Here is a 20580-nt window from a genome sequence, read left to right as displayed (position 1 = left end):
TCGTTTTTAGTAGTGTTCTAAATTTCCAGATTTAAATCTGGAAATTTAGATTGGGGTAACATGGTTATAAAATGTTTTATTGACACCGCCAAAGGATAAACTACCCCGGGGTGGTTTACTAAAAATATTTTTAAAAGGTTAATTATTTGTCATTATAGACTTTAATAAACTGCTTATCCAGTTCTTCTGAATCTTTATATTTTTTACGAGTTTCCTCCAATTTTTTAATCATCATCTCTCTTACTTCAGCATAATCAGGATCGTAAAAGACGTTATGTAATTCTTGCGGGTCGTTTTTGCGATCGTAAAGTTCCCATTCGTCTACATCGTAATAAAAATGCATAATCTTATATTCTTTGGTAGCAATTCCGTAGTGTCGTTTAACGGCGTGTTCGGCAGGATACTCATAATAATGATAGTAAACGGCATCCCTATCCCAGGCATCCTTTTCTCCCTTTAGCAATGGTAATAAGCTTTCACCCTGCATTTCATCTGGTGCATTTACACCAGCTGCATCTAAAAAGGTTTGTGCAAAATCAAGGTTTTGTACCATTTCCTCTTTGGTAATGCCTGCTTCTATTCTGTTGGGCCATTTTATAAGTAGGGGAGTTCTAAAAGATTCTTCATACATAAAACGTTTGTCAAACCAACCATGTTCTCCCAGGTAAAAGCCCTGGTCTGAGGTGTAGACAACTATGGTGTTTTCAGATAAATTATTATCATCTAAATAGTCTAAAACACGTCCTACATTTTCATCTACAGAAGCAATAGTTCCCAGGTAATCCTGCATATAACGCTGGTATTTCCATTTCATTAAGTCTTTATCATCCATTTCGGGATATTTTTCTTCAAACTCTTTGTTAATAGGATCGTAAACTTTATCCCAGGCAGCTTTTTGTTCTTTAGACATCCTGTTGGTAGGGTCTCCCAGGTAGCGTTCTTTTATTCCCAGTTTTTTAACTGTAGAATCTTTTAATTTATTATCGTTAGTAAGCACCATATGAGTTAGAATATTCATTTCGGCGGTTTTCGCAGCGGTACTTTTACGGCTTTTTGGCTGGTCTAAATTGTACTTTTTAGATGCTGCATCGGGAGAACTGGCTTCAAGGTCCTCAGGGTGAATACGGGTGTAATCATCAAAAAGCGTTTCGGGTAATGGGAATTCTTTTTTAGTAAATTCTTTATAATGTCTTTCTGCCGGTAACCAGGCACGGTGTGGTGCTTTGTGTAGGTACATTAATAAGAAAGGTTTTTCCTTATCGCGTTCTTTTTCTAACCAATGTATGGTAAGGTCTGTAATAATATCGGTTACATAACCATCTATTACCGTATCACCATCTTTGGTTATAAACCTGGGATTATAATAACTTCCCTGGCCGGGTAAAATTTTAAACTCATCGAAGCCTTTTGGGTTATTCCCAAAATGTAATTTTCCGAACATAGCGGTTTGATAACCCGCATCCTGTAAGATTTGTGGGAAAGTAACATTAGTAGTGTCAAATTTACTCAGGTTATCTATCTTGCCATTTAAATGACTGTGCTTTCCGGTTAAAATTACGGCACGCGAAGGGGCACAAATAGAATTGGTTACAGAGGCATTATTAAAAAGAGCGCCTTCTTGCGCCAGCCTGTCTATATTGGGAGTGTTAATTAGTTTATCGTTATATGCACTTATAGCCTGATATGCGTGATCATCAGACATCATAAAAACAATATTGGGGCGTTTGGTTTCGGTTTTTTTTTCCGTCTCCTGGTTTTTACAGGAGAATAAAGCTACTGCAATACCTAGTGAGAAAAGGAGTGTTTTGTAGTTTAACATATAACTTAATTTAGATTTTCGCTTACTTATGTCAGGAAATAATGTTGAAAATTGATTACAGATATTTTAAGATTTGTATTTCCCAATTCTTTTTTATTTGTGTGAACTTAATTCTTTAGAATCTCTTATTTTTTTCAGGTTTTGTTCCATTTCTTTGGTTTTTTTAGGCATTTCAGCAGCCAGGTTTTTTGTTTCTCCGGGATCTTGTTTTAGGTTATAAAGCTGTGGTTCTTTATTAAACCCGGTCTCTATATCTACACCCCATGGCACCATTACGGGGCCTGAATGGGGTTCTATATATTTATAATCGCCTTCAACGTAAGAGAGTACATTTCTAATGGCTTGCTGTACAAGGGATTTTCTGCCACTAACATCATTTCCAAGTAAAGCCTGCCATTGGTTTTGGCTGTCTATAGCCCTGGTTTTTAGTAATTTTTGACCTGTTGCGGCTGCAAACGACCTTAAGAAATCTACCTGGCTCAATAAAGCCGTTGAGGTTTGGTTCGCTGCTATTTTACCTTTCCATTGCACGATTAATGGTACTCTTGTACCTGCTTCAAAAGTGCTATATTTTCCGCCACGAAATTTTCCAAAGGGATTATGAGTACCCAATCTTTCGGCGGCACCATCTACGTACCCATCATCCAGTACTGGGCCATTATCGCTGGTGAAAATTATCATGGTATTTTCTTCTAATTTTAATTCCTGAAGCTTCTTCTGGATGGCACCTACCGTATAATCCAGTTGAACAATTACATCGCCGCGAGCTCCTTTTCCGGTAACACCCTCAAAACGTTCGTGGGGTACGCGGGGTACGTGAATATCATGCGTTGAGAGGTAAAGGAAAAATGGAGAGTCTCTATTTTCTTCAATAAATTCAACCGATTTTTTCACCAATTTATCAGCTATATCTTCGTCTCGCCACAATGCATTTTCACCTCCACTCATATACCCAATTCGGCTAATTCCATTTGTAATACTCTGGTTGTGGCCATGAGAATACATCATTTTTAATTGTTCAGGGTTTTTGCTTCCGGTAGGCTTATCATTAATGTTTTCGCGATAGCTTACGCTTATGGGGTCTTCTGGATCCAGGTTGACTACCCGGTGATTTTCTACAAAAACAGTAGGTACTCTATCGCCGGTTGCAGGAAGAAGGTAGGCATAGTTAAAACCTATTTCTAAGGGGCCCGGTTTAATTTCTTTATTCCAGTTTATGGGCGATTTATCCCCCAGTCCCAGGTGCCATTTTCCTATGGCTGCTGTGTTGTACCCGGCTTGTTGTAAAACTCCGGGTAAGGTGGTACGTCCTGGTAAAATTAAACTGGTAGCATCTCCCGGTGCCACACCGGTGCCTTTCTTTCTCCAGGCATATTCTCCTGTAAGCATAGCGTAGCGAGAGGGAGTACAGGTGGCCGCAGTAGCGTAGGCGTTGGTGAATTTTAATCCGTTTTTCGCTAAATCATCAATATAAGGTGTTGGGATTTCCCCTCCATAACTGCTAATATCCCCATAGCCAAGATCGTCGGTATAAATGAGGATAATGTTGGGGTTGTTGTTAATTTGTGATTTCGCCGAAATAGATATAAGAATTAAACAGCATAGCAAAAGTAACCTACTGTTAGATTTTAAATTACGCTTCATCTAAAAAAGGATTATTTTATTGTTTATTGGGGTATTGTGAATTAGAAGGTTTAAATATAATTAAGCTTTAAACTTAAAACAAGCTTTTACGGTTATCTTAAACTGAAATTTTGAAAGCTTTTAGACTGTTAAATCAGCTAATAATGGAAGACAGGCTACTATTTCAAATATGTCTTTTATGACTAATTTAAAGTTTATAGGTTTTTCTAAGATCTGAGAAAATAAATGTAATATTTCTTATAGATGTTTTTATTGCCAGGCTTGATTTTGATCTAAATTTTGATTAGCATTTATTTGTTTTTGCGGAATTAGAAAAATAGTTAACCTTCTCCGTACAATGCAAATCTTTTTAAATTGTTAAGGAAGACGTTACCTCCTATTGCCTATCTAACAATATTATACCATTTTTCTCCTTTAAAATATAATTTAAACGCTCGTTGATGTCTAGTTTCTATTAAGATTTTCTTATGGGGCAAACTTCCAGTTAATGGCAATAAAGTAATCAGGTATCGGCTAAAAAAATTGAAGATGAAAGAAGGTAGTTCTTTTGAGGATTTTTTTGAGGCTAAGGGGCTTTAGTACATTATTTTATCATTTTTAATTTGAAGAAATGCCTAATTTTTAATTCTGAACAGTATACATATTTCGCTTAGTTGTGTATTGCTTTAAAGGTAAGGCTGTAGCTTTTCTAAAAACCATAATCTCTATATCAGTAAATAGGGGATTTCCCCAGTGGCATTTGAGTTTTATTAGCTTTAAATTAAGCGTGAATTTTAGTTAGGATTTATTTTATAAAGTATGGTGCAAAATTACTTTAAGAGAAAAAGATAGAAATTTTACAATCTCAAATATTCTAAAAATACTCACTTTATAACAATAGCCTATAAAAAGTTTTTAAGTCTAACTTAATTTCTGTGCTATGAACCCTTTCAATATATTTATCGAAAATTATAAGACTGCTACTGCCGGTTTTCCAATTTTAGCTAAACTTTTCATTTTGCTAATTCTTGCCTGGATTGTAATTGCTGCTATTTTTGCCGTTTTGGGAACACTAAACCTTATATTTTAATGCTAAATAATAGTATATAACTTGTGTACCAGGGGACAGACTCAATATTTATATTTTTCTGGGCTTAGTACCTTCGCGAAAACCTATATTTCCAATTATAGGTTTTTTAGTTTTGGCAATGCTATTCCTAAATTTTTTTAAACCTAAGGCTTACCCATTTAATCTGAGCCTATATTTCATGTTTTAAATCATAAACAACTATTTTTCAGTCTTATATCAAATTTTGAATGTTTCATTACCAAAAACACACACCTTGTATCATTACTAGCTATTTCGCATAGATTGCATCTTAACTTTAGGATATAATTAAAAACAAGCTTGTACCTAAACTGTTTATAAATCCTAAAATTAATTGTTATGAAAACATTAGTCGTTATTTTGATGCTTGTGAGCTTTAACTTTAATAGCCACGCACAGTTAATTACAGAACTTGAAGAAACAAGAATAGACTATTCACCTCTTATTTTTACTGAAACCAATAATCCTGATGAATATCTTTATAAAATAAAGGATGATCACACTTTTGATTTTTTGAAAAATCCTATGGCATTTATGGAATCTTACTTTGATATCTCTCAATTTATAGAGCAGGTAGGGCATAAAAATTATGATTCTTATTTAGTGCGTTTTTCCACAGATAAAGGATTTCTTGAAGCAAACTACTCTAAAGATGGAGAATTAAAGCGAACAAGGCAGCATTTTAAAAATATTGCGTTGCCTCTTGCGGTTAGAAATGAGTTGTGGAGGCAAACCAGGGGCTGGAGCATGCTTAAGAATTCTTATGTGGCCAAAGGTAATGGCCGTTTATTAGAGAAAGAGCTTTACCGAATTAAAGTGGTGCACAATGACAAAACTAAAGTTATTAAAATTGATCCCAAAGAGTTGAATAAAGAGCCTGTTGCAGGTATGTAAGGGCTTTCAACCTATTCGATAATCCAGGCTTTTTGTCCTTAAACTTGTCTTCAATACAGAAAATCCATGTAATGCCTAAAAGGCTTGTTATAAGGAAATAACTGGAATAATGCCTGTAAAGTTATGATTTGGTTAAATAAAAACCTAAAAAATGCTTTACAGGCATTTGCTATGTGTTTACTCTATATTCTTAATATTATACTCTTATACCTGCAGGTTTACTTTATAGCATATATTAGTTAGTTTACATCAAAATATAAAATACCTACAGCTAGAAATGTTCGTTTTACTGCATCAAAATATTTGTTTTCAGATGTTTATATGTTGGAAAATCGGGGTCATCAGGAAAAATATTTATAAATTACATAGGTAAAGCCTTAATGTAAAAATTATGAAAGCACTTATAGTAGATGACGAAGAACTGGCAAGAAAAAGAGTACTTAACCTGCTTGCCGAAGTAGAGGAAATTCAGGTTTTGGGAGAATGCACAAACGGGAAATCTGCTATAACACAAATTAATAAACTCAAACCAGAACTAGTTTTTCTTGATATTAATATGAAAGATATGAATGGTTTTGAAGTATTAAATAAGCTTCGTGTAATCCCCAAACCTGTAGTTGTTTTTGTAACTGCTTATGATAATTATGCCACAAAAGCTTTTGATGTAGATGCGTTCGACTTTCTCTTAAAACCATTTAGGGACGAGCGTTTTTTTAAAACCATAAAAAAGGTATTGCATATATCGAAAAATGAAGCCCAGGAAAATTTTGAGAAACGTTTACAAACCTTGTTTGAGGTTTATAAGAAAGACCAGGCGAATACGAGTATTCCATTAAAATTGCCGGTAAGACAGGGCAATAAAACAATTTTGTTAAAGCCTGAAGATATCAGTTATATATGCGCTTCCGGCTATTATGCCGAAATTTTTTCTAAAGACAACAAATATGTTCTTCGGGAATCTCTAAATAACCTGAACGATTTTTTTAAAGATCATGCTTTTTTTAGAATTCATAGATCAGTAATTGTTAATCTAAATCATATCAAGGAGATTGTACATTCAGATTTTTCTGAAGTAGACGTAAGGATGAAAGACGATAAACTATTACGCATAAGTAAATCTCATAAAAAAGAATTGTTCGAAAAACTTGGAATTTAAAGTACTTTGCTATGAGCCTTTCAACATTTAAAAATAAATATATAGATGGTAAGCTTATTTTGCTCTTAGCTGCATTTTATACTTTATTTAATTTTGTCTATTTGGGTAAATTAGCCTACATGCGTGCCTTTGTTTACAAAGAAATTGTAGAGTCCTGGCATGACATTATAGTTCATAACCTTCTTATGGATTGGTTTATAGTTATGGTTTATATGACTTTAATAGCCATAAGTACTAAACGTCTATTGGATAAAAATTACTCCTGGATAAAGATTTTTTTGCTTCATACCTTATTTTCAATTTTAATAGGATTTGTAATTAGGTTTTTTTTCGACCTCTATGGAATTATATTAGGGCGCATGAGTTTTGCCGATTATAGCTTAAAGGCAAGTATAGACCGAATGATATTTGTAATAGATCTTAATTTCCTGATCTATTTTGCCATGATTTTTATTATTTACACCTATTACTATTTAAAGCAAGTTAAGGAAACCCAGAAACAAAAGGCATTGTTAGAGTCTCAGCTTACCAATACACGAATGAAAATGTTGTCTTCTCAACTCCAGCCACACTTTTTGTTCAACACTTTAAATTCAATTTCGGTATTGGTAGAGATGGATGCCAAAAAGGCTCAGGATACTATTGCAGATTTAAGCGATTTACTTCGGGAAATTTTATATAGCGGCGATAATTATAAAGTAACTTTAAAAAAGGAATTGAGAATGTTAGAATATTATTTGAACATTCTTATGCTAAGGTTTTCAGATCATTTAACCATTGAAAAAAAGATAGATGAAAAGCTCTTAGATCATTTAGTACCGTCTTTGCTCCTGCAACCTATAATAGAGAATTCTGTAAGGCACGGTTATTCATATCATAATACACATTTAAAAATTGTAATTAAGGTATTTAAAGAAAAAGGCTACCTGGTACTTAGTGTTTATAATAATGGTAAGGCACTAACCAAAAAACAAGAAGCACTACTGGATAAAGGGATAGGGATTTCTAATACCCGGGATCGTTTAAAAACACTTTATGGAAAAAAGGCAACTTTCAAAATTCAAAATAAAAATTCAGGAGTGGAAACCTTAATTAGAATTCCGTTTTCCAAAACCTGATTTTAATTTTTTTGATAGATATACCATCTGTGCCTTCCAGTCTTCAAAACACTAATTGTCAATAAAGGTAGGGTCGAGTTTAATTTGATGAGTGCCAGGCATGGTAATCCCAGGAAGTTTAGATAGGTTTAACTATTTTTTAAAGATTGGTTTTCAAAGCTTAACCTGAATTTTATTAATTTAAGCAAAGATTTTAAAAAATTAATAATTATGAAAAAAATACTCTTTTTAACCGGAGATTTTGCCGAGGATTACGAAACCATGGTGCCTTTTCAAATGTTGGTAATGCTTGGATATAATGTTCATACCGTTTGCCCGGGAAAGAAAAAGGGGGATAAGGTAAAAACCGCTATTCACGATTTTGAAGGAGACCAAACTTACACTGAAAAGCCAGGCCATTTATTTGAGCTTAACTATAATTTTGATGATATAAATATAGAGGATTACGCGGGACTTGTAATGGCAGGTGGTCGCGCTCCAGAATATCTTAGGTTGAATAAAAAGGTAATAGAATACACCAAACATTTTTTTGAAAAAGATAAGCCAGTTGCAGCCATTTGTCACGCTATTCAAATTCTTACAGTGGCAAATGTTTTAAAAGGAAGAACGCTTACAGCATATCCAACTATAGGGCCTGAAATAGAATTGGTAGGAGGTACGTATAAAGAAGTTGACCCTACTGAGGCAGTAGTAGATGGTAATTTAGTGACATCGCCTGCCTGGCCGGGGCATTCGGCTTTTATTGGGGAGTTTGTAAAGCTACTGGGTGCTAAGATTGAGATTTAAATAGTTTAATTTTATATTCTCAAAGAACATCTAATTTAGTACGCTTATTTTTCCGGAAGTTGTAGAGCTGTAAACTCTCTGTATTGAATTATAATAAATGGCCTCTACTTTAGTGTACTACCTATAGAGCCTTTTAAGTATTTATTTTAGATTCAATAAAGTTTTGAATGGTTTCAACAGGTGTTTTATAATTAAACCAATTGGTTTCCTTGTCTTTTTTAAACCAGGTTAATTGTCTTTTTGCAAATCTACGTGTGTTCTTTTTAATCTCTGAAATTGCAGTTTCCAGAGATTGGTTTCCTTCTAAATAAGCAAAAAGTTCTTTATAGCCAACCGTATTTAGAGCGTTTAATTCACGTTTTTGGAATAGGTTTTTAGCTTCTTCCATTAAACCTTCTTTTATCATAATATCTACCCGTTTGTTTATGCGGTCGTAGATGATATTACGGTCGGCATCAAGTCCTATGCTTATTGCGGTAAAATTGCGGGTTTTCTTAGGTTGGTTTAGGTATGAGGAATAAGGTTTTTGGCTACTTATACAAACTTCCAGTGCCCTAATTAGTCGATGAGGATTTTCTATATCTACAATTTTAAAATAATCTGGATCCAGTTCCTGTAGTTTATTTTGTAAAGGAGTGAGGCCTTCTTTTTCAAATTTTAGGTTCAAATCTTTTCTAATTTCTGAAGAAACCTCGGGGAAATAATCTAAGCCTTCTAAAACACTTTTAGTGTAAAGACCACTACCTCCCACCATAATTACGATATTTCGCTCCTTAAATAATTCATCTAACTTTTCAATGGCTTCAGTCTCAAAATCTCCTACGTTATAAGTGTCTTGAATAGAGATATGCTGAATAAAATGATGCTTAGCTGCTTCTAATTCCTCTTTTGAAGGAACGGCTGTACCAATGGTCATTTCTTTATAAAACTGCCTGGAATCTGCTGAAATTATTTCAGTAGCAAACCTATTTGCCAGTTCTATGGCCAAAGAGGTCTTACCAATGGCTGTGGGACCTACAATATTTAAAAGATAATTAGTGTTCATTAAGTGGTTTTCCGCAGTTATGGCAAAACTCGGCATTGTCTAAATGTTTAGTTTCATTACAATGTGGGCAAGCCTGGGTGTTTTTAGGAATTTTACCTCTTTGCGAACGGGTAATTTCTGAAGTTACGATTCCGGTAGGAACTGCAATAATGCCATAACCTACAATCATTATAAATGATGCTATAAAACGGCCCAGGGGGGTTATAGGATGAATATCTCCAAAACCCACAGTGGTAAGGGTTACAATAGCCCAATAAATGCTAAGGGGTATATTATCAAAACCGCCTTCTTCACCCTCTACTAAATGCATTAACGTACCCATGATAATACAGATTATAAGAACGGCAAATAAAAAAACAATAATTTTGGGCCTGCTATTACGCAGCGCTAGTAAAAGTCGGTTAGATTCACCTATGTACCTGGTAACTTTTAGGACCCTAAATATTCTAAGTAACCTTAAAGCTCTAACAGCAAAAAGTAAATTGTGGCCTCCAAAAAGAAAGGCGAGATAGGTTGGTAGCGTTGAGAGTAAATCTACAATGCCGTAGAAACTAAAAATATAGTGTTTTGGTTTTTTTATAGAGATTATCCTAAGAATATATTCTACACTAAAAATAAAGGTGATAATCCATTCAGCTATATAGAAATGCCAGTAATACTTTGTGTTAAGGGAATTTACACTTTCTAGCATTACAAGCACTATACTTATGGCAATTACAACAAGTAAGGCCACGTCAAAAAACTTTCCGGCCGGGGTGTCGGCTTCATAGATAATTTCGTGAAGCTTTGCTTTCCAGCCTGATTTTGGTTCTATTTTTGGCAAAAACTTAGTGATTTAGTAATTATTCAAATTTAAATAAATTAGTCAAGCCAGTCACTAATTTGGAGGTTATTTAGCCAATGGGTTTAGTGGAACTATTTTTAACCTGGAATTTCGGCGCAAATAGCTTTGGATAATGTGCTGGGAGTCCCGGTCGTTTTTCATGGGAGTAATTATAGACCTCACAATATCTATATTGTTAATTTGATGATTCAGGTTAAAATAGCCAATTCCCTTAAATTCACCATCTTCAACCAATAGAACGCTTTTTTCATCTACTTCGCGCCCACGATCTATAACAAGCATATTTTGATTCTTGTATGAATGCTGGTCTATAAGAAGCTTAACTCTTTGATTATAAGTTTCAAAAGATTCTTCTTCAATGCAGGCACCTTTGCATTTTTCTATACTATAGTTAAAACAATTTCCAGTACCTTTTTCCAGATGGCAAAGACGGCGACAAAGCTCATATTTTTCTACCCACTTTTCCAGGACATTTTTGGCCCTCTTTAACGAAGAAAAGCTGGTAATACTATTCTTTTTTCCCGCCCTTGCTATATATAGGTTTATATATCCATTTTCATTGGTAGAATGATAAAGTGCGTGACTAAAGATATTCTTTTTTAGCGCTTTGTTATATTTAGGCTTGTTTTGCTTTATCTCCCGGTTTTCCTTTAAAAGTGCGGCGAGTTCGTTCCCTGTAGCTTCATAGCTTACCGAAGTAACTTCGTTTTGCATTTGCCTTGCTTTGCGATGTTCGCTGGTAAAATGCTGGGTAACCCTTTTTTTGATGTTTTTACTTTTCCCAATATATATAATATCACCTTCGGCGTTATGAAAGTAATAAATACCTGTGATGCCGGGTAAGTCTTCCAAAATGTAAACCAGTCGCGTATCTACCTGCCTTTTAGGTTCTAACTTTACAGCGTCTTTTAAAATGTTTTTCTCTACGTCTTTGTCTAATAACATTTTGAAAAGCTTTACCGTAGCCTGGGCATCTCCGCTAGCTCTATGCCGGTCGCTTAATGGAATTCCCAATGCCCTAACCAGTTTCCCCAGGCTGTAGGACTCCTGACCCGGAATAAGCTTTTTGGAAAGTTCAACCGTGCAAAGCGACTTTCTTTCAAAATTAAAACCTAATCTTTTAAATTCGGTACGAAGTATACGATAGTCAAATTTTGAATTATGTGCTACTAAAACACAATCTTCGGTTATTTCTACAATGCGTTTAGCAACCTCATAAAATTTTGGGGCATTGCGAAGCATATCGTTGTTTATACCGGTGAGGTTAACCACAAAAGGCTGAATGGTTTTTTCGGGATTAACAAGGCTTATAAACTGGTCTACTATTTTTAAACCATCAAACTTATAAATAGCAATTTCGGTAATTCCTTCTTCGTTATATTTACCTCCGGTAGTTTCTATGTCTACAACTGCGTACAAAAAATATGCTTCTGTTTTAATTAATTTCTAGCTCCAAAAATATGGCTTCCTATGCGCACCATATTGCTTCCTGAATTTATGGCAATTTGGTAATCGCCGCTCATCCCCATAGAAAGTATTTTCATATCTGTATAGCGTTCCTTAAAATCTTTAAAAACCGATTTAAGGTGATCAAACTCTTTTTTAACCTGTGCCTCATCATCTGTAAAAGTAGCCATTCCCATGAGTCCTTTTACTTTTACGTAATCTAGTTTTTTAAATTCATCTGAATCTAAAATCTCTTTAGCTTTTTCAGCCGAAATTCCATATTTGGTATCCTCTTCTGCAATTTTAATTTGCAACAGGCAATCTATACACCGACCATTTTTGTCGGCTTCTTTATGAATTTCTTTCAATAATTTTAAACTATCTACTGCGTGGATTAAAGCCACATAGGGCGCCATGTATTTTACTTTGTTTCGCTGCACATGCCCCACCATATGCCATTTAATATCTTTAGGAAGTTTTTCCCATTTTTCTGTCATTTCCTGAATCTTATTCTCACCAAAATCTCTTTGGCCCGCTTCATAAGCTTCTAAAATGTCGTCTACGGGCTTGGTTTTTGAGATAGCAATAAGCTTTATATCTTCGGGTAAATCTTCCTGGAACTTTTTTATGTTATCTGAAATGTTCATGCAACTATTTTTTGTTGATTTCAAACTCGTAAATGGTTAATCCGTTTAATAATTTGGGTTCAATATAAGTGCTTTTTGGTGGCATAGTTAAACCTTCATCTGCGGTTTCTTTAATTTCTTCTATACTTAACGGAAGCATTCCAAAACCTACGGCAAACTCTCCTTTATCTATACGGGTTTTAATTTCTATAAGATCATTTTTACCGTGAATATAAGAAATACGCTTGTCATTTCTTAAATCCTGGATTCCTAAAATTGGCTGAAGCACTTTTTTATACAGAATGTAAGGGTCTAATTTACTTAAGGAATTATCAAATTCATAGTTTGTTTTGCGCAAGTAAAGGGAATAAAATTCCCCATCTAAATACATATTAAAATGATGTTTGTGCATGGGTTTATAAACTTCCATACCGTGATTTTCAATTCGGAAATATTGATCTAACTCAATAAGGAACTCTTCTTTGGTATGCCCGTTTAAATCTGTTATTAACCTACTAAACTCATGAATCTTTAAATTGCTTTCTGAAATTAGATAGCTCATAAAATAGTTGTAAGCTTCTTTTCCCGTATGGTTCTCATTGGCCTTTTTGGACTCCTGGGCCAGCAAGTAGGAAGAGGCGCTTCTATGATGCCCATCGGCAATATACAGATGGGGCATTTTATCAAACTCTTCTTTAATTTGCGCTACTAAATTTTCCTCATCAATTTTCCATAAATAATGAATTTCCCGGTTGGCAGTGGCAAATTCATATTCGGCACGAGTTTTCATAACCTTGTTAATTACTTCATCTATCCTGGTGTTGTCCTTATAGGTTAAGAGTACCGGTTCGGTATTAAAGCCTACCACTTTAAGGTAATCTTTGAACATTGTCTCTCGGTGGGCAATGGTTTCTTCGTGTTTTTTAATAAGGTTATTTTGATAATCTTCAGCACTGGCGGCAGCAATAATTCCGCAGCAACTACTTTCCCTGCTTACTATTTTATAAAGATAATAGGCTGGTTTTTCATCTTTTATAAACGAATTTTCTTCTTTAAACTCTAAATAACGATTTTTTACCATTTCAAATCGCTGTCCACCGGTAATCTCGTGCTGGAATTTATAACCAGGGTTTAAAATGTGTAAAAAAGAATAAGGATTATACTGTAAGATAGCCCTTATTTCAGCTTCGGTATAATCTTCAAAAGATTTTGTAGCTACAAGTCCGGCTTTTGCCCGTTGCGGTCTAACTGCTCTAAATGGAAGTATTTTGGTCAAAAGTAAATATTGAAATTCTACTTAATTAATGGGCTTAAATAAAATCTAAATTCGTCAAGCTAACCTGCCCGTCCGGTCTGGTGGGCCTGTTTTAGCTTGACGATTAAAAATTAATAGAAAACCCCATTAATTGGTTGCTTTATTTTATAATTATTTCCTCAAGAAATATTAGCACTTAGCTAAATTGTGAAGAAACTTTTTCGGCTTTTTTGCTTTCAGAATAATCATAAAAGCCTTCTCCCGATTTTACACCAAGCTTTCCTGCCATTACCATATTGGTTAATAAGGGGCAGGGTGCATATTTAGGATTTTTAAAGCCATCATACATTACCTCCAGGATAGAATGGCAAACATCCAGGCCAATAAAATCGGCTAGTTGAAGTGGTCCCATGGGGTGTGCCATACCCAGTTTCATTACAGTATCAATTTCTTTAACCCCGGCAACATTGTTGTAAAAAGTTTCAATTGCCTCGTTTATCATTGGCATTAAAATACGGTTGGCCACAAAACCCGGATAATCATTTGCTTCAACAGGAACTTTATTTAAGCTTTCAGAAAGCTCCATGATACTTTTAGTAACCTGGTCGCTGGTATTGTAACCGCGAATAATTTCAACCAATTTCATAATAGGGACCGGATTCATAAAGTGCATTCCAATAACACGTTCCGGGTTGGAAACTACCGATGCGATTTTTGTGATAGAAATTGAAGAAGTATTACTCGCTAAAATTGTTTTCGCCGAACAGTTTTCGTCTAATTGTTTAAAGATTTTAAGTTTAAGGCTTTCATTTTCTGTAGCAGCCTCTACAACAAGATCTATTTCTTTTACACCTTCAGCAATATCAGTGAATGTAGTGATGTTGTTAAGCGTTGCTTCTTTGGTGACTTCGCTTATTTTTTCTTTAGAAACCATTCGGTCTAAATTCCCCGAAATAGTTTTCATTCCTTTATTTAGGTTTTCTTCAGAAATGTCTATAAGCTTTACCATATAGCCAAATTGGGCAAAGGTATGGGCTATTCCATTACCCATAGTGCCTGCTCCTATTACTGCAATATTCTTCATTTTGTGTGGTTTTATATGAATTGTAGTTTATTTTAAGCAACTAAAAATTTACTCGATAATTCGGGTTTATTCCAATAGTTATCGGAACTCCGACGCTTGCCTTGAAATCAAAAAACTTTGCATTTCATGCCTGCTTGGCTTGCCACGAACTAATTTACTTGCTAAAACTTTCAATTACTCCATTGGCAACCCGAAGGGCTTCGGCAGCCTGTTCTAGAGTTACTACCGGGGTAGTATTATTATGTATAGCATCGGCAAAGGTTTCTAACTCGTCTAATATGGCGTTGTTTGGGGAAACCTCAGGATTATCAAAATAGATTTGTTTTTTTACGCCTTCGGCATTTTGTAAGATCATAGCATAATCATCAGGTGTTTCCGGGGCATCCTTCATTTTTACAATTTCGCATTTCTTTTCCAGAAAATCTACCGAAATATAAGCGTCTCGCTGAAAAAACCTTGATTTACGCATATTTTTCATTGATATTCGGCTGGCGGTTAAATTGGCTACGCAACCGTTTTCAAATTCTATCCTGGCATTGGCAATATCGGGGGTATCGCTAATTACTGAAACCCCGCTGGCATTAATGTTTTTTACTTTAGATTTTACCACGCTTAGAACCGCATCAATATCATGGATCATTAAATCCAGAACCACGGGAACATCTGTTCCGCGAGGGTTAAATTCTGCAAGGCGGTGGGCTTCAATAAACATAGGGTTTTCAATTTTTGAAGCTACGGCCCTAAACGCCGGGTTAAAACGCTCTACGTGCCCAACCTGGCCTTTTACACCATGTTTTTTTGCTAATGCAATAAGTTCTTCGGCTTCGGCAAAAGTATTGGTGATGGGTTTCTCTATAAAAAGGTGCTTCCCTGCCGTAATGGTTTTTTTAGCTACTTCAAAATGGGAAAGGGTAGGAGTAACAACATCTACTACATCTACTGCTGCGATGAGGTCTTCTATGGTATCAAATTTTTTATAACCAAATTCCGCTGTGATCTTTTTAGCGTTTTCTGAGCTGGCATCATAGAAACCTACCAGTTCATACTTTTTAGATTGATTGAGTAATTTTAGATGTATTTTGCCTAGGTGTCCCGCACCAAGTACGCCAACTTTCAACATATTTTTTAGCATTTTTCACAAAAATAGTATTTTGATAGCAAATAGGTTAGCAATAAGGCGGTGAATCTCTCCCGATTTCAATTGGTAACTTTGGCTTCTATTGAGTACTTTTGCACGTTAAACGAGAAATTAAGTGATTCAGGACAATTTTAGACATAAAGGAAAGAGGCAGCAATTGGTGAAAATCGTTAAGAAGAAGGGGATTACCGATAAAGCGGTTTTAGGTGCCATTGGGAAAATACCCAGACACTTGTTTATGGATAGTAGTTTTGAAGATCACGCATACCAGGACAAGGCTTTTCCTATTGCTGCAGACCAAACTATCTCACAACCTTACACGGTTGCATTTCAAACTGAAAAATTACAAATTGAAAAGGGTGAGAAGGTTTTGGAAATTGGAACAGGAAGTGGTTATCAAACCGCTGTTTTGTGTGAGTTGGGGGCCAGGGTTTATAGTATAGAACGCCAACGTGAGCTATACAGGAAAACAAAAATGTTCTTAAATAAAATAGGTTATCGTCCTAAACACCTAAGTTTTGGAGACGGCTACAAAGGAATGCCGGAATATGCGCCTTTTGATAAAATTATAGTAACTGCGGGTGCTCCTTTTGTACCCAATGACCTTCTTGGGCAATTGAAGGTTGGGGGCAGAATGGTGATTCCGGTGGGAGAAGATGTACAAACGATGACGCTTTTTATAAGGAAATCTCCAACAGAATTTGATAAAACAGAGTTTGGACAGTTTAGATTTGTGCCCTTACTAGGAGATAAGAATTAATAGAGGTTTTTAAAAAGCTTTTCAATTTACCCTCATCCTGAATTTAGTTTAGGATTTGAAATGACTTAATTTTTCTAGCTTAATAGATCCTGAAACGAGTTCAGTATGACGTAGTAAACTACCTCGGGCCAAGCCCACGAGGCATTTGTTGAAAAACAATTTTTAATTTCGAGGCAAGCCTCGGGGTATTATACCTTTTGGCGTTACCAATAAAAAACTCCGGTTTAAAATATTTTAAACCGGAGTTTTGTGTTTAAGCTTTTTTGCTTATTTCTTTTTCTGTTGTTGCTTTTTTTGTTGTTCTGCCTGCTCCATCATTTCCTGCATTTTCCTGGCAAATTTACCTTGTTTTTTAGGTTTTTTCTTGTTCTCCTGGATTTTTGCGTGAATCTTATCTTCATCAATAATTACATATTTAATCACCAACATAATACCTATGGTAATAAGGTTAGAGGTAAAGTAGTATAATGAAAGTCCACTGGCATAGTTGTTAAAGAAGAACAACATCATTAGAGGAGACAGGTACATAATAAATTTCATATTGGGCATTCCCGGCTGTTGGGCCTGCTGCATACTTTGCCCCGTAGTCATCATCATATAAATAAAGATGGCAATAGATGCTAATATTGGGAATAAACTCACATGGTCTCCATAAAACGGAATATGGAAAGGCAATTCTGCAATGGTATCATAGCTTGATAAATCGTCTGCCCATAAAAATCCTTTTTGTCTTAACTGGAATGCACTTGGGAAGAACTGGAACAAGGCATAGAAAACCGGAATTTGCATTAAAGCCGGTAAACAACCGCTCATTGGGCTGGCTCCTGCTTTACTATACAACTTCATAGTTTCCTGTTGTTTTTTCATTGCATTGTCCTTATACTTTTCGTTAATCTCATTAATTTCAGGACGTAAAACCTTCATTTTAGCCTGGGATAGATAAGACTTATAAGTAACAGGAGAGAGTACAATTCTCACTACAATGGTCATAACAATAATTGCGATACCGTAGCTTGGTAAAACTCCGCTTAAAAAGGCAAAAAACGGTATAAATACATATTTATTAATCCATCCAAAGATACCCCAGCCTAAAGGAACAACTTCATCAAGGTTACGGTCGTAATCGTTTAAGATCTTATAATCTGTTGGCCCGTAATACCAATTCATATTATAATTAAGTTCGCCGCCTTTTAATTCTAAAGGTAATTGTGCCGCAAAATCTTTGGTATAAACCGTGTCTATCTCTTCGTCTTCTACAAGGTTTTTAGAAATAAATTTTCCACGGCTAAAAGGCGTGTCTGTTAATAAGATTGAAGAAAAGAAGTGTTGTTTAAAAGCTACATAGGTAATGTTCTCATCTTCCTGCTCTTCAAATTTACCGCTACCTAAATAATCATCGTTTCCATCATCATATTCGTAAATTAGGTCGGTGTAGCGATTTTCGTATGAAATACTTTTTGCGTGGCGGTAACCTTTTAGCTGCCAGTTCATGTTAATATCACGAGAACTGTTTAAAACGCCGTTTAAGCCCTGTGACCTTATGCTGAAGTCTAACATGTATTCGCCAGGCTTTAAAACATATCTATATTCCAGAAATTCGTTTTCTGAAACCTTAAGCTTCATAGAGATAATTTTATTATCTCCACTTTCGGTTACTTCAGGTTCAAAATAAAGGTTTTCGGTGTCTAATGTTCTTCCATCAGTAGTGGTGAAATTAATGTTGAAGGAGGCATTTCCATCCTTAATTAAATATACCGGGATAGAATCGAAGGTTTTGTAATTGGTTAACCTTGCTTCTGAAATATAACCACCTTTATTATTAATTTTAAGTTCTAAAAAATCATTAGAAACTGTAGTGGTATTTTCTGTAGCCGATGGAAGGCTTGCCGAATAGCCAAAAGCACCTAAGCGTTCACGCGCCTGTGCAAGTGCGGTAGAATCTGTATTGGAACTTTGTAATTCTTGCTGTTGTTGTTCTGGTACCTGATTGGAATTTTTGGTTTCGGGCGTTTCAACCTGTTCGGTTTCCTGCTGCGGATCTACTACTTCTTCTGAAGCACTATTGGTATATAACATCCAAATTAATATTCCACCAATAAGTATAAATCCAATTAAGGATTGAACATCAAATTTCTTTTCTTCCATGCTTTTCTAAACTATAACTTGCTTTTGGTCAATAAGTCGGCCATTATTTGTTTTATGCCAGACTGGCATTCTTTCTATTTTTTGAAAAATCGTAAGCTGCCTTAATAAATGCTATAAATAAAGGATGCGGTGTTGCAACTGTACTTTTGTATTCGGGATGATATTGTACACCTACAAACCAGGGATGATCCTTTAATTCTATAACTTCTACAAGGCCTGTTTCGGGATTAATTCCGGTACTAAGCATCCCAGATTTTTCCAGCTCTTCCTTGTATTTGTTGTTATATTCATAACGATGGCGATGCCTTTCTTTAATTTCGGTTTTACCGTAAGCTTGTTGTATTTTTGAGCCTTCGGTAAGTAGGCAATCCCAGGCACCAAGTCGCATAGTTCCTCCTTTATGCGTTACTTCTTTTTGCTCTTCCATGAGATCTATTACCGGATGTTTTGTACTGGGGTCCATTTCGGCAGAATTGGCAGTTTTTAACTTTAACACGTTTCTGGCAAATTCAATTACTGCCATTTGCATTCCCAGGCAAATACCTAAAAATGGTAATTTGTGTTCCCGCGCATACTTTACAGCATCAATTTTACCTTCTATACCACGCTCTCCAAAACCGGGAGCAACCAAAATTCCATCTAAGTTGGCAAATTTGTGATCTATGGTATTTTCATTGATAAATTCTGAATGTATGCTTTCAATATTTACTTTGACTTCATTTTCTGCACCTGCATGAATAAATGCTTCCAAAATAGATTTATACGAATCCTGAAGCTCTACATATTTGCCAATTAAACCAATAGTAATTTCGGCTTTAGGATTTTTATGTCTTTGCAAAAACTGGTTCCATCTATCTAAATTAGGTGCAACATCATCTGGTAAATGTAATTTCTTTAATGTTACAGTATCCAGGCCTTCTTTCAACATTAAATTAGGAACATCATAAATAGTAGCCGCATCAATACTTTGAATAACTGCTTCCTGCCTTACGTTACAGAAAATAGCCAGTTTTCGCCGAATATCATCAGAAAGTTCGTGTTCGGTTCTGCAAACCAAAATGTCTGCTTTAAGTCCGCTTTCCATTAAAGTTTTTACACTGTGCTGCGTTGGTTTGGTTTTAAGCTCTCCGGCAGCAGCAAGGTAAGGCACCAGGGTTAGATGGATAATTAGAGCATTTTCATCTCCTAATTCCCATTTTAATTGGCGCACGGCTTCAATATAAGGTAAAGACTCAATATCGCCTACTGTACCCCCAATTTCAGTAATTACAATATCGTAATCTCCATTTTGCCCCAAAATTTGGATGCGGTCTTTTATCTCATTGGTAATATGTGGAACCACCTGTACGGTTTTTCCTAAAAATTCTCCGCGTCGTTCTTTTTCTATAACACTTTGGTAAATACGCCCGGTAGTAACATTGTTTGCCTGGGAAGTATTTACATTTAAAAAACGTTCGTAATGACCAAGGTCAAGATCTGTTTCTGCACCGTCTTCGGTAACATAGCATTCGCCATGTTCGTACGGGTTAAGTGTACCGGGATCTACGTTAATATAAGGGTCGAGTTTCTGAATCGTGGTTCTAAATCCGCGTGCTTGTAATAATTTTGCCAGTGAAGCTGCTATAATCCCTTTTCCAAGAGAAGAAGAAACGCCGCCGGTGACAAAAATATACTTGGTTTCGGCCATCTTTGAAGTGTTTGTTGCGTTGTTTTATTCAGGGCGCTAAATTACA

At 35.5% G+C, this 20580-nt stretch carries 17 protein-coding genes; 6 read left to right on the top strand and 11 right to left on the bottom strand.

All coding sequences use genetic code 11. The annotated features are described in order from the left end of the window. Positions 1-142 precede the first annotated feature (142 nt). A complete protein-coding gene (locus tag I6U50_RS11300; RefSeq protein ID WP_198638910.1) occupies positions 143-1819 on the bottom strand; it encodes a sulfatase family protein in 1677 nt (558 codons plus the stop codon). 93 nt (positions 1820-1912) lie between these two features. Further along, positions 1913-3463: a sulfatase family protein gene (locus I6U50_RS11295; RefSeq protein WP_198638909.1), complete on the bottom strand. Its 1551-nt coding sequence runs from the start codon at positions 3461-3463 to the stop codon at positions 1913-1915. Positions 3464-4382: 919 nt separating this feature from the next. Between I6U50_RS11295 and I6U50_RS11290 the strand changes: the two genes are divergently transcribed. The 5 genes from I6U50_RS11290 to I6U50_RS11270 all read left to right on the top strand — a co-directional run bounded on the left by I6U50_RS11290 (position 4383) and on the right by I6U50_RS11270 (position 8504). Beyond that, the gene (locus I6U50_RS11290) at positions 4383-4532 is read left to right on the top strand and encodes a hypothetical protein (protein ID WP_198638908.1); all 150 of its coding nucleotides are present in this window, start codon (positions 4383-4385) and stop codon (positions 4530-4532) included. A 357-nt stretch (positions 4533-4889) separates the two neighbouring features. Beyond that, on the top strand, positions 4890-5444 hold the full coding sequence (locus tag I6U50_RS11285; RefSeq protein WP_198638907.1) for a hypothetical protein: 555 nt from the start codon (positions 4890-4892) through the stop codon (positions 5442-5444). A gap of 391 nt (positions 5445-5835) precedes the next feature. Next, the gene (locus I6U50_RS11280; protein ID WP_193710741.1) at positions 5836-6600 is read left to right on the top strand and encodes a LytR/AlgR family response regulator transcription factor; all 765 of its coding nucleotides are present in this window, start codon (positions 5836-5838) and stop codon (positions 6598-6600) included. An 11-nt stretch (positions 6601-6611) separates the two neighbouring features. Next, entirely contained in the window at positions 6612-7718 is a 1107-nt protein-coding gene (locus I6U50_RS11275; RefSeq protein WP_198638906.1) for a sensor histidine kinase, read from the top strand. Between the two features lie 210 nt (positions 7719-7928). Further along, entirely contained in the window at positions 7929-8504 is a 576-nt protein-coding gene (locus I6U50_RS11270) for a DJ-1/PfpI family protein (RefSeq protein WP_232805925.1), read from the top strand. Positions 8505-8637: 133 nt separating this feature from the next. On the opposite strand, the gene miaA is transcribed toward I6U50_RS11270, so the two are convergent. The 7 genes from miaA to I6U50_RS11235 all read right to left on the bottom strand — a co-directional run bounded on the left by miaA (position 8638) and on the right by I6U50_RS11235 (position 15924). Beyond that, positions 8638-9549, bottom strand: coding sequence for a tRNA (adenosine(37)-N6)-dimethylallyltransferase MiaA (gene miaA / locus I6U50_RS11265; protein ID WP_198638905.1), 912 nt, complete (start codon positions 9547-9549; stop codon positions 8638-8640). After that, positions 9539-10372 (bottom strand): ion transporter, encoded by an 834-nt coding sequence (locus tag I6U50_RS11260; protein ID WP_198638904.1) that lies wholly within the window; start codon positions 10370-10372, stop codon positions 9539-9541. Before I6U50_RS11260 ends, miaA begins: the two co-directional genes overlap by 11 nt. A 66-nt stretch (positions 10373-10438) precedes the next feature. Then, a complete protein-coding gene (locus I6U50_RS11255) occupies positions 10439-11812 on the bottom strand; it encodes an exonuclease domain-containing protein (protein WP_198638903.1) in 1374 nt (457 codons plus the stop codon). A 20-nt stretch (positions 11813-11832) separates the two neighbouring features. After that, complete coding sequence (locus tag I6U50_RS11250; RefSeq protein ID WP_198638902.1) at positions 11833-12486, bottom strand: YggS family pyridoxal phosphate-dependent enzyme; 654 nt, start codon at positions 12484-12486, stop codon at positions 11833-11835. Positions 12487-12490: 4 nt separating this feature from the next. Further along, positions 12491-13741: a DUF1015 domain-containing protein gene (locus I6U50_RS11245; RefSeq protein ID WP_198638901.1), complete on the bottom strand. Its 1251-nt coding sequence runs from the start codon at positions 13739-13741 to the stop codon at positions 12491-12493. A gap of 175 nt (positions 13742-13916) precedes the next feature. Beyond that, on the bottom strand, positions 13917-14804 hold the full coding sequence (locus I6U50_RS11240; RefSeq protein ID WP_198638900.1) for a 3-hydroxyacyl-CoA dehydrogenase family protein: 888 nt from the start codon (positions 14802-14804) through the stop codon (positions 13917-13919). Between the two features lie 154 nt (positions 14805-14958). Then, on the bottom strand, positions 14959-15924 hold the full coding sequence (locus I6U50_RS11235; protein WP_198638899.1) for a Gfo/Idh/MocA family protein: 966 nt from the start codon (positions 15922-15924) through the stop codon (positions 14959-14961). Between the two features lie 136 nt (positions 15925-16060). Here I6U50_RS11235 and I6U50_RS11230 point away from each other — a divergent pair, with 136 nt between their 5' ends. Continuing rightward, positions 16061-16702, top strand: a complete 642-nt coding sequence (locus tag I6U50_RS11230; protein WP_193710900.1) for a protein-L-isoaspartate(D-aspartate) O-methyltransferase — start codon at positions 16061-16063, stop codon at positions 16700-16702. Between the two features lie 267 nt (positions 16703-16969). On the opposite strand, the gene yidC is transcribed toward I6U50_RS11230, so the two are convergent. Further along, positions 16970-18847 (bottom strand): membrane protein insertase YidC, encoded by a 1878-nt coding sequence (gene yidC, locus I6U50_RS11225; RefSeq protein WP_198638898.1) that lies wholly within the window; start codon positions 18845-18847, stop codon positions 16970-16972. Between the two features lie 52 nt (positions 18848-18899). Further along, positions 18900-20534, bottom strand: a complete 1635-nt coding sequence (locus I6U50_RS11220; protein WP_193710752.1) for a CTP synthase — start codon at positions 20532-20534, stop codon at positions 18900-18902. Between the last annotated feature and the right edge of the window lie 46 nt (positions 20535-20580).

The sequence above is a fragment of the Salegentibacter maritimus genome, assembly GCF_016236975.1.
GTDB lineage: Bacteria > Bacteroidota > Bacteroidia > Flavobacteriales > Flavobacteriaceae > Salegentibacter > Salegentibacter maritimus.
The sequence above is the reverse complement of the archived record's forward strand: the minus strand, read 5'-3'. Positions and strand labels throughout refer to the sequence as shown.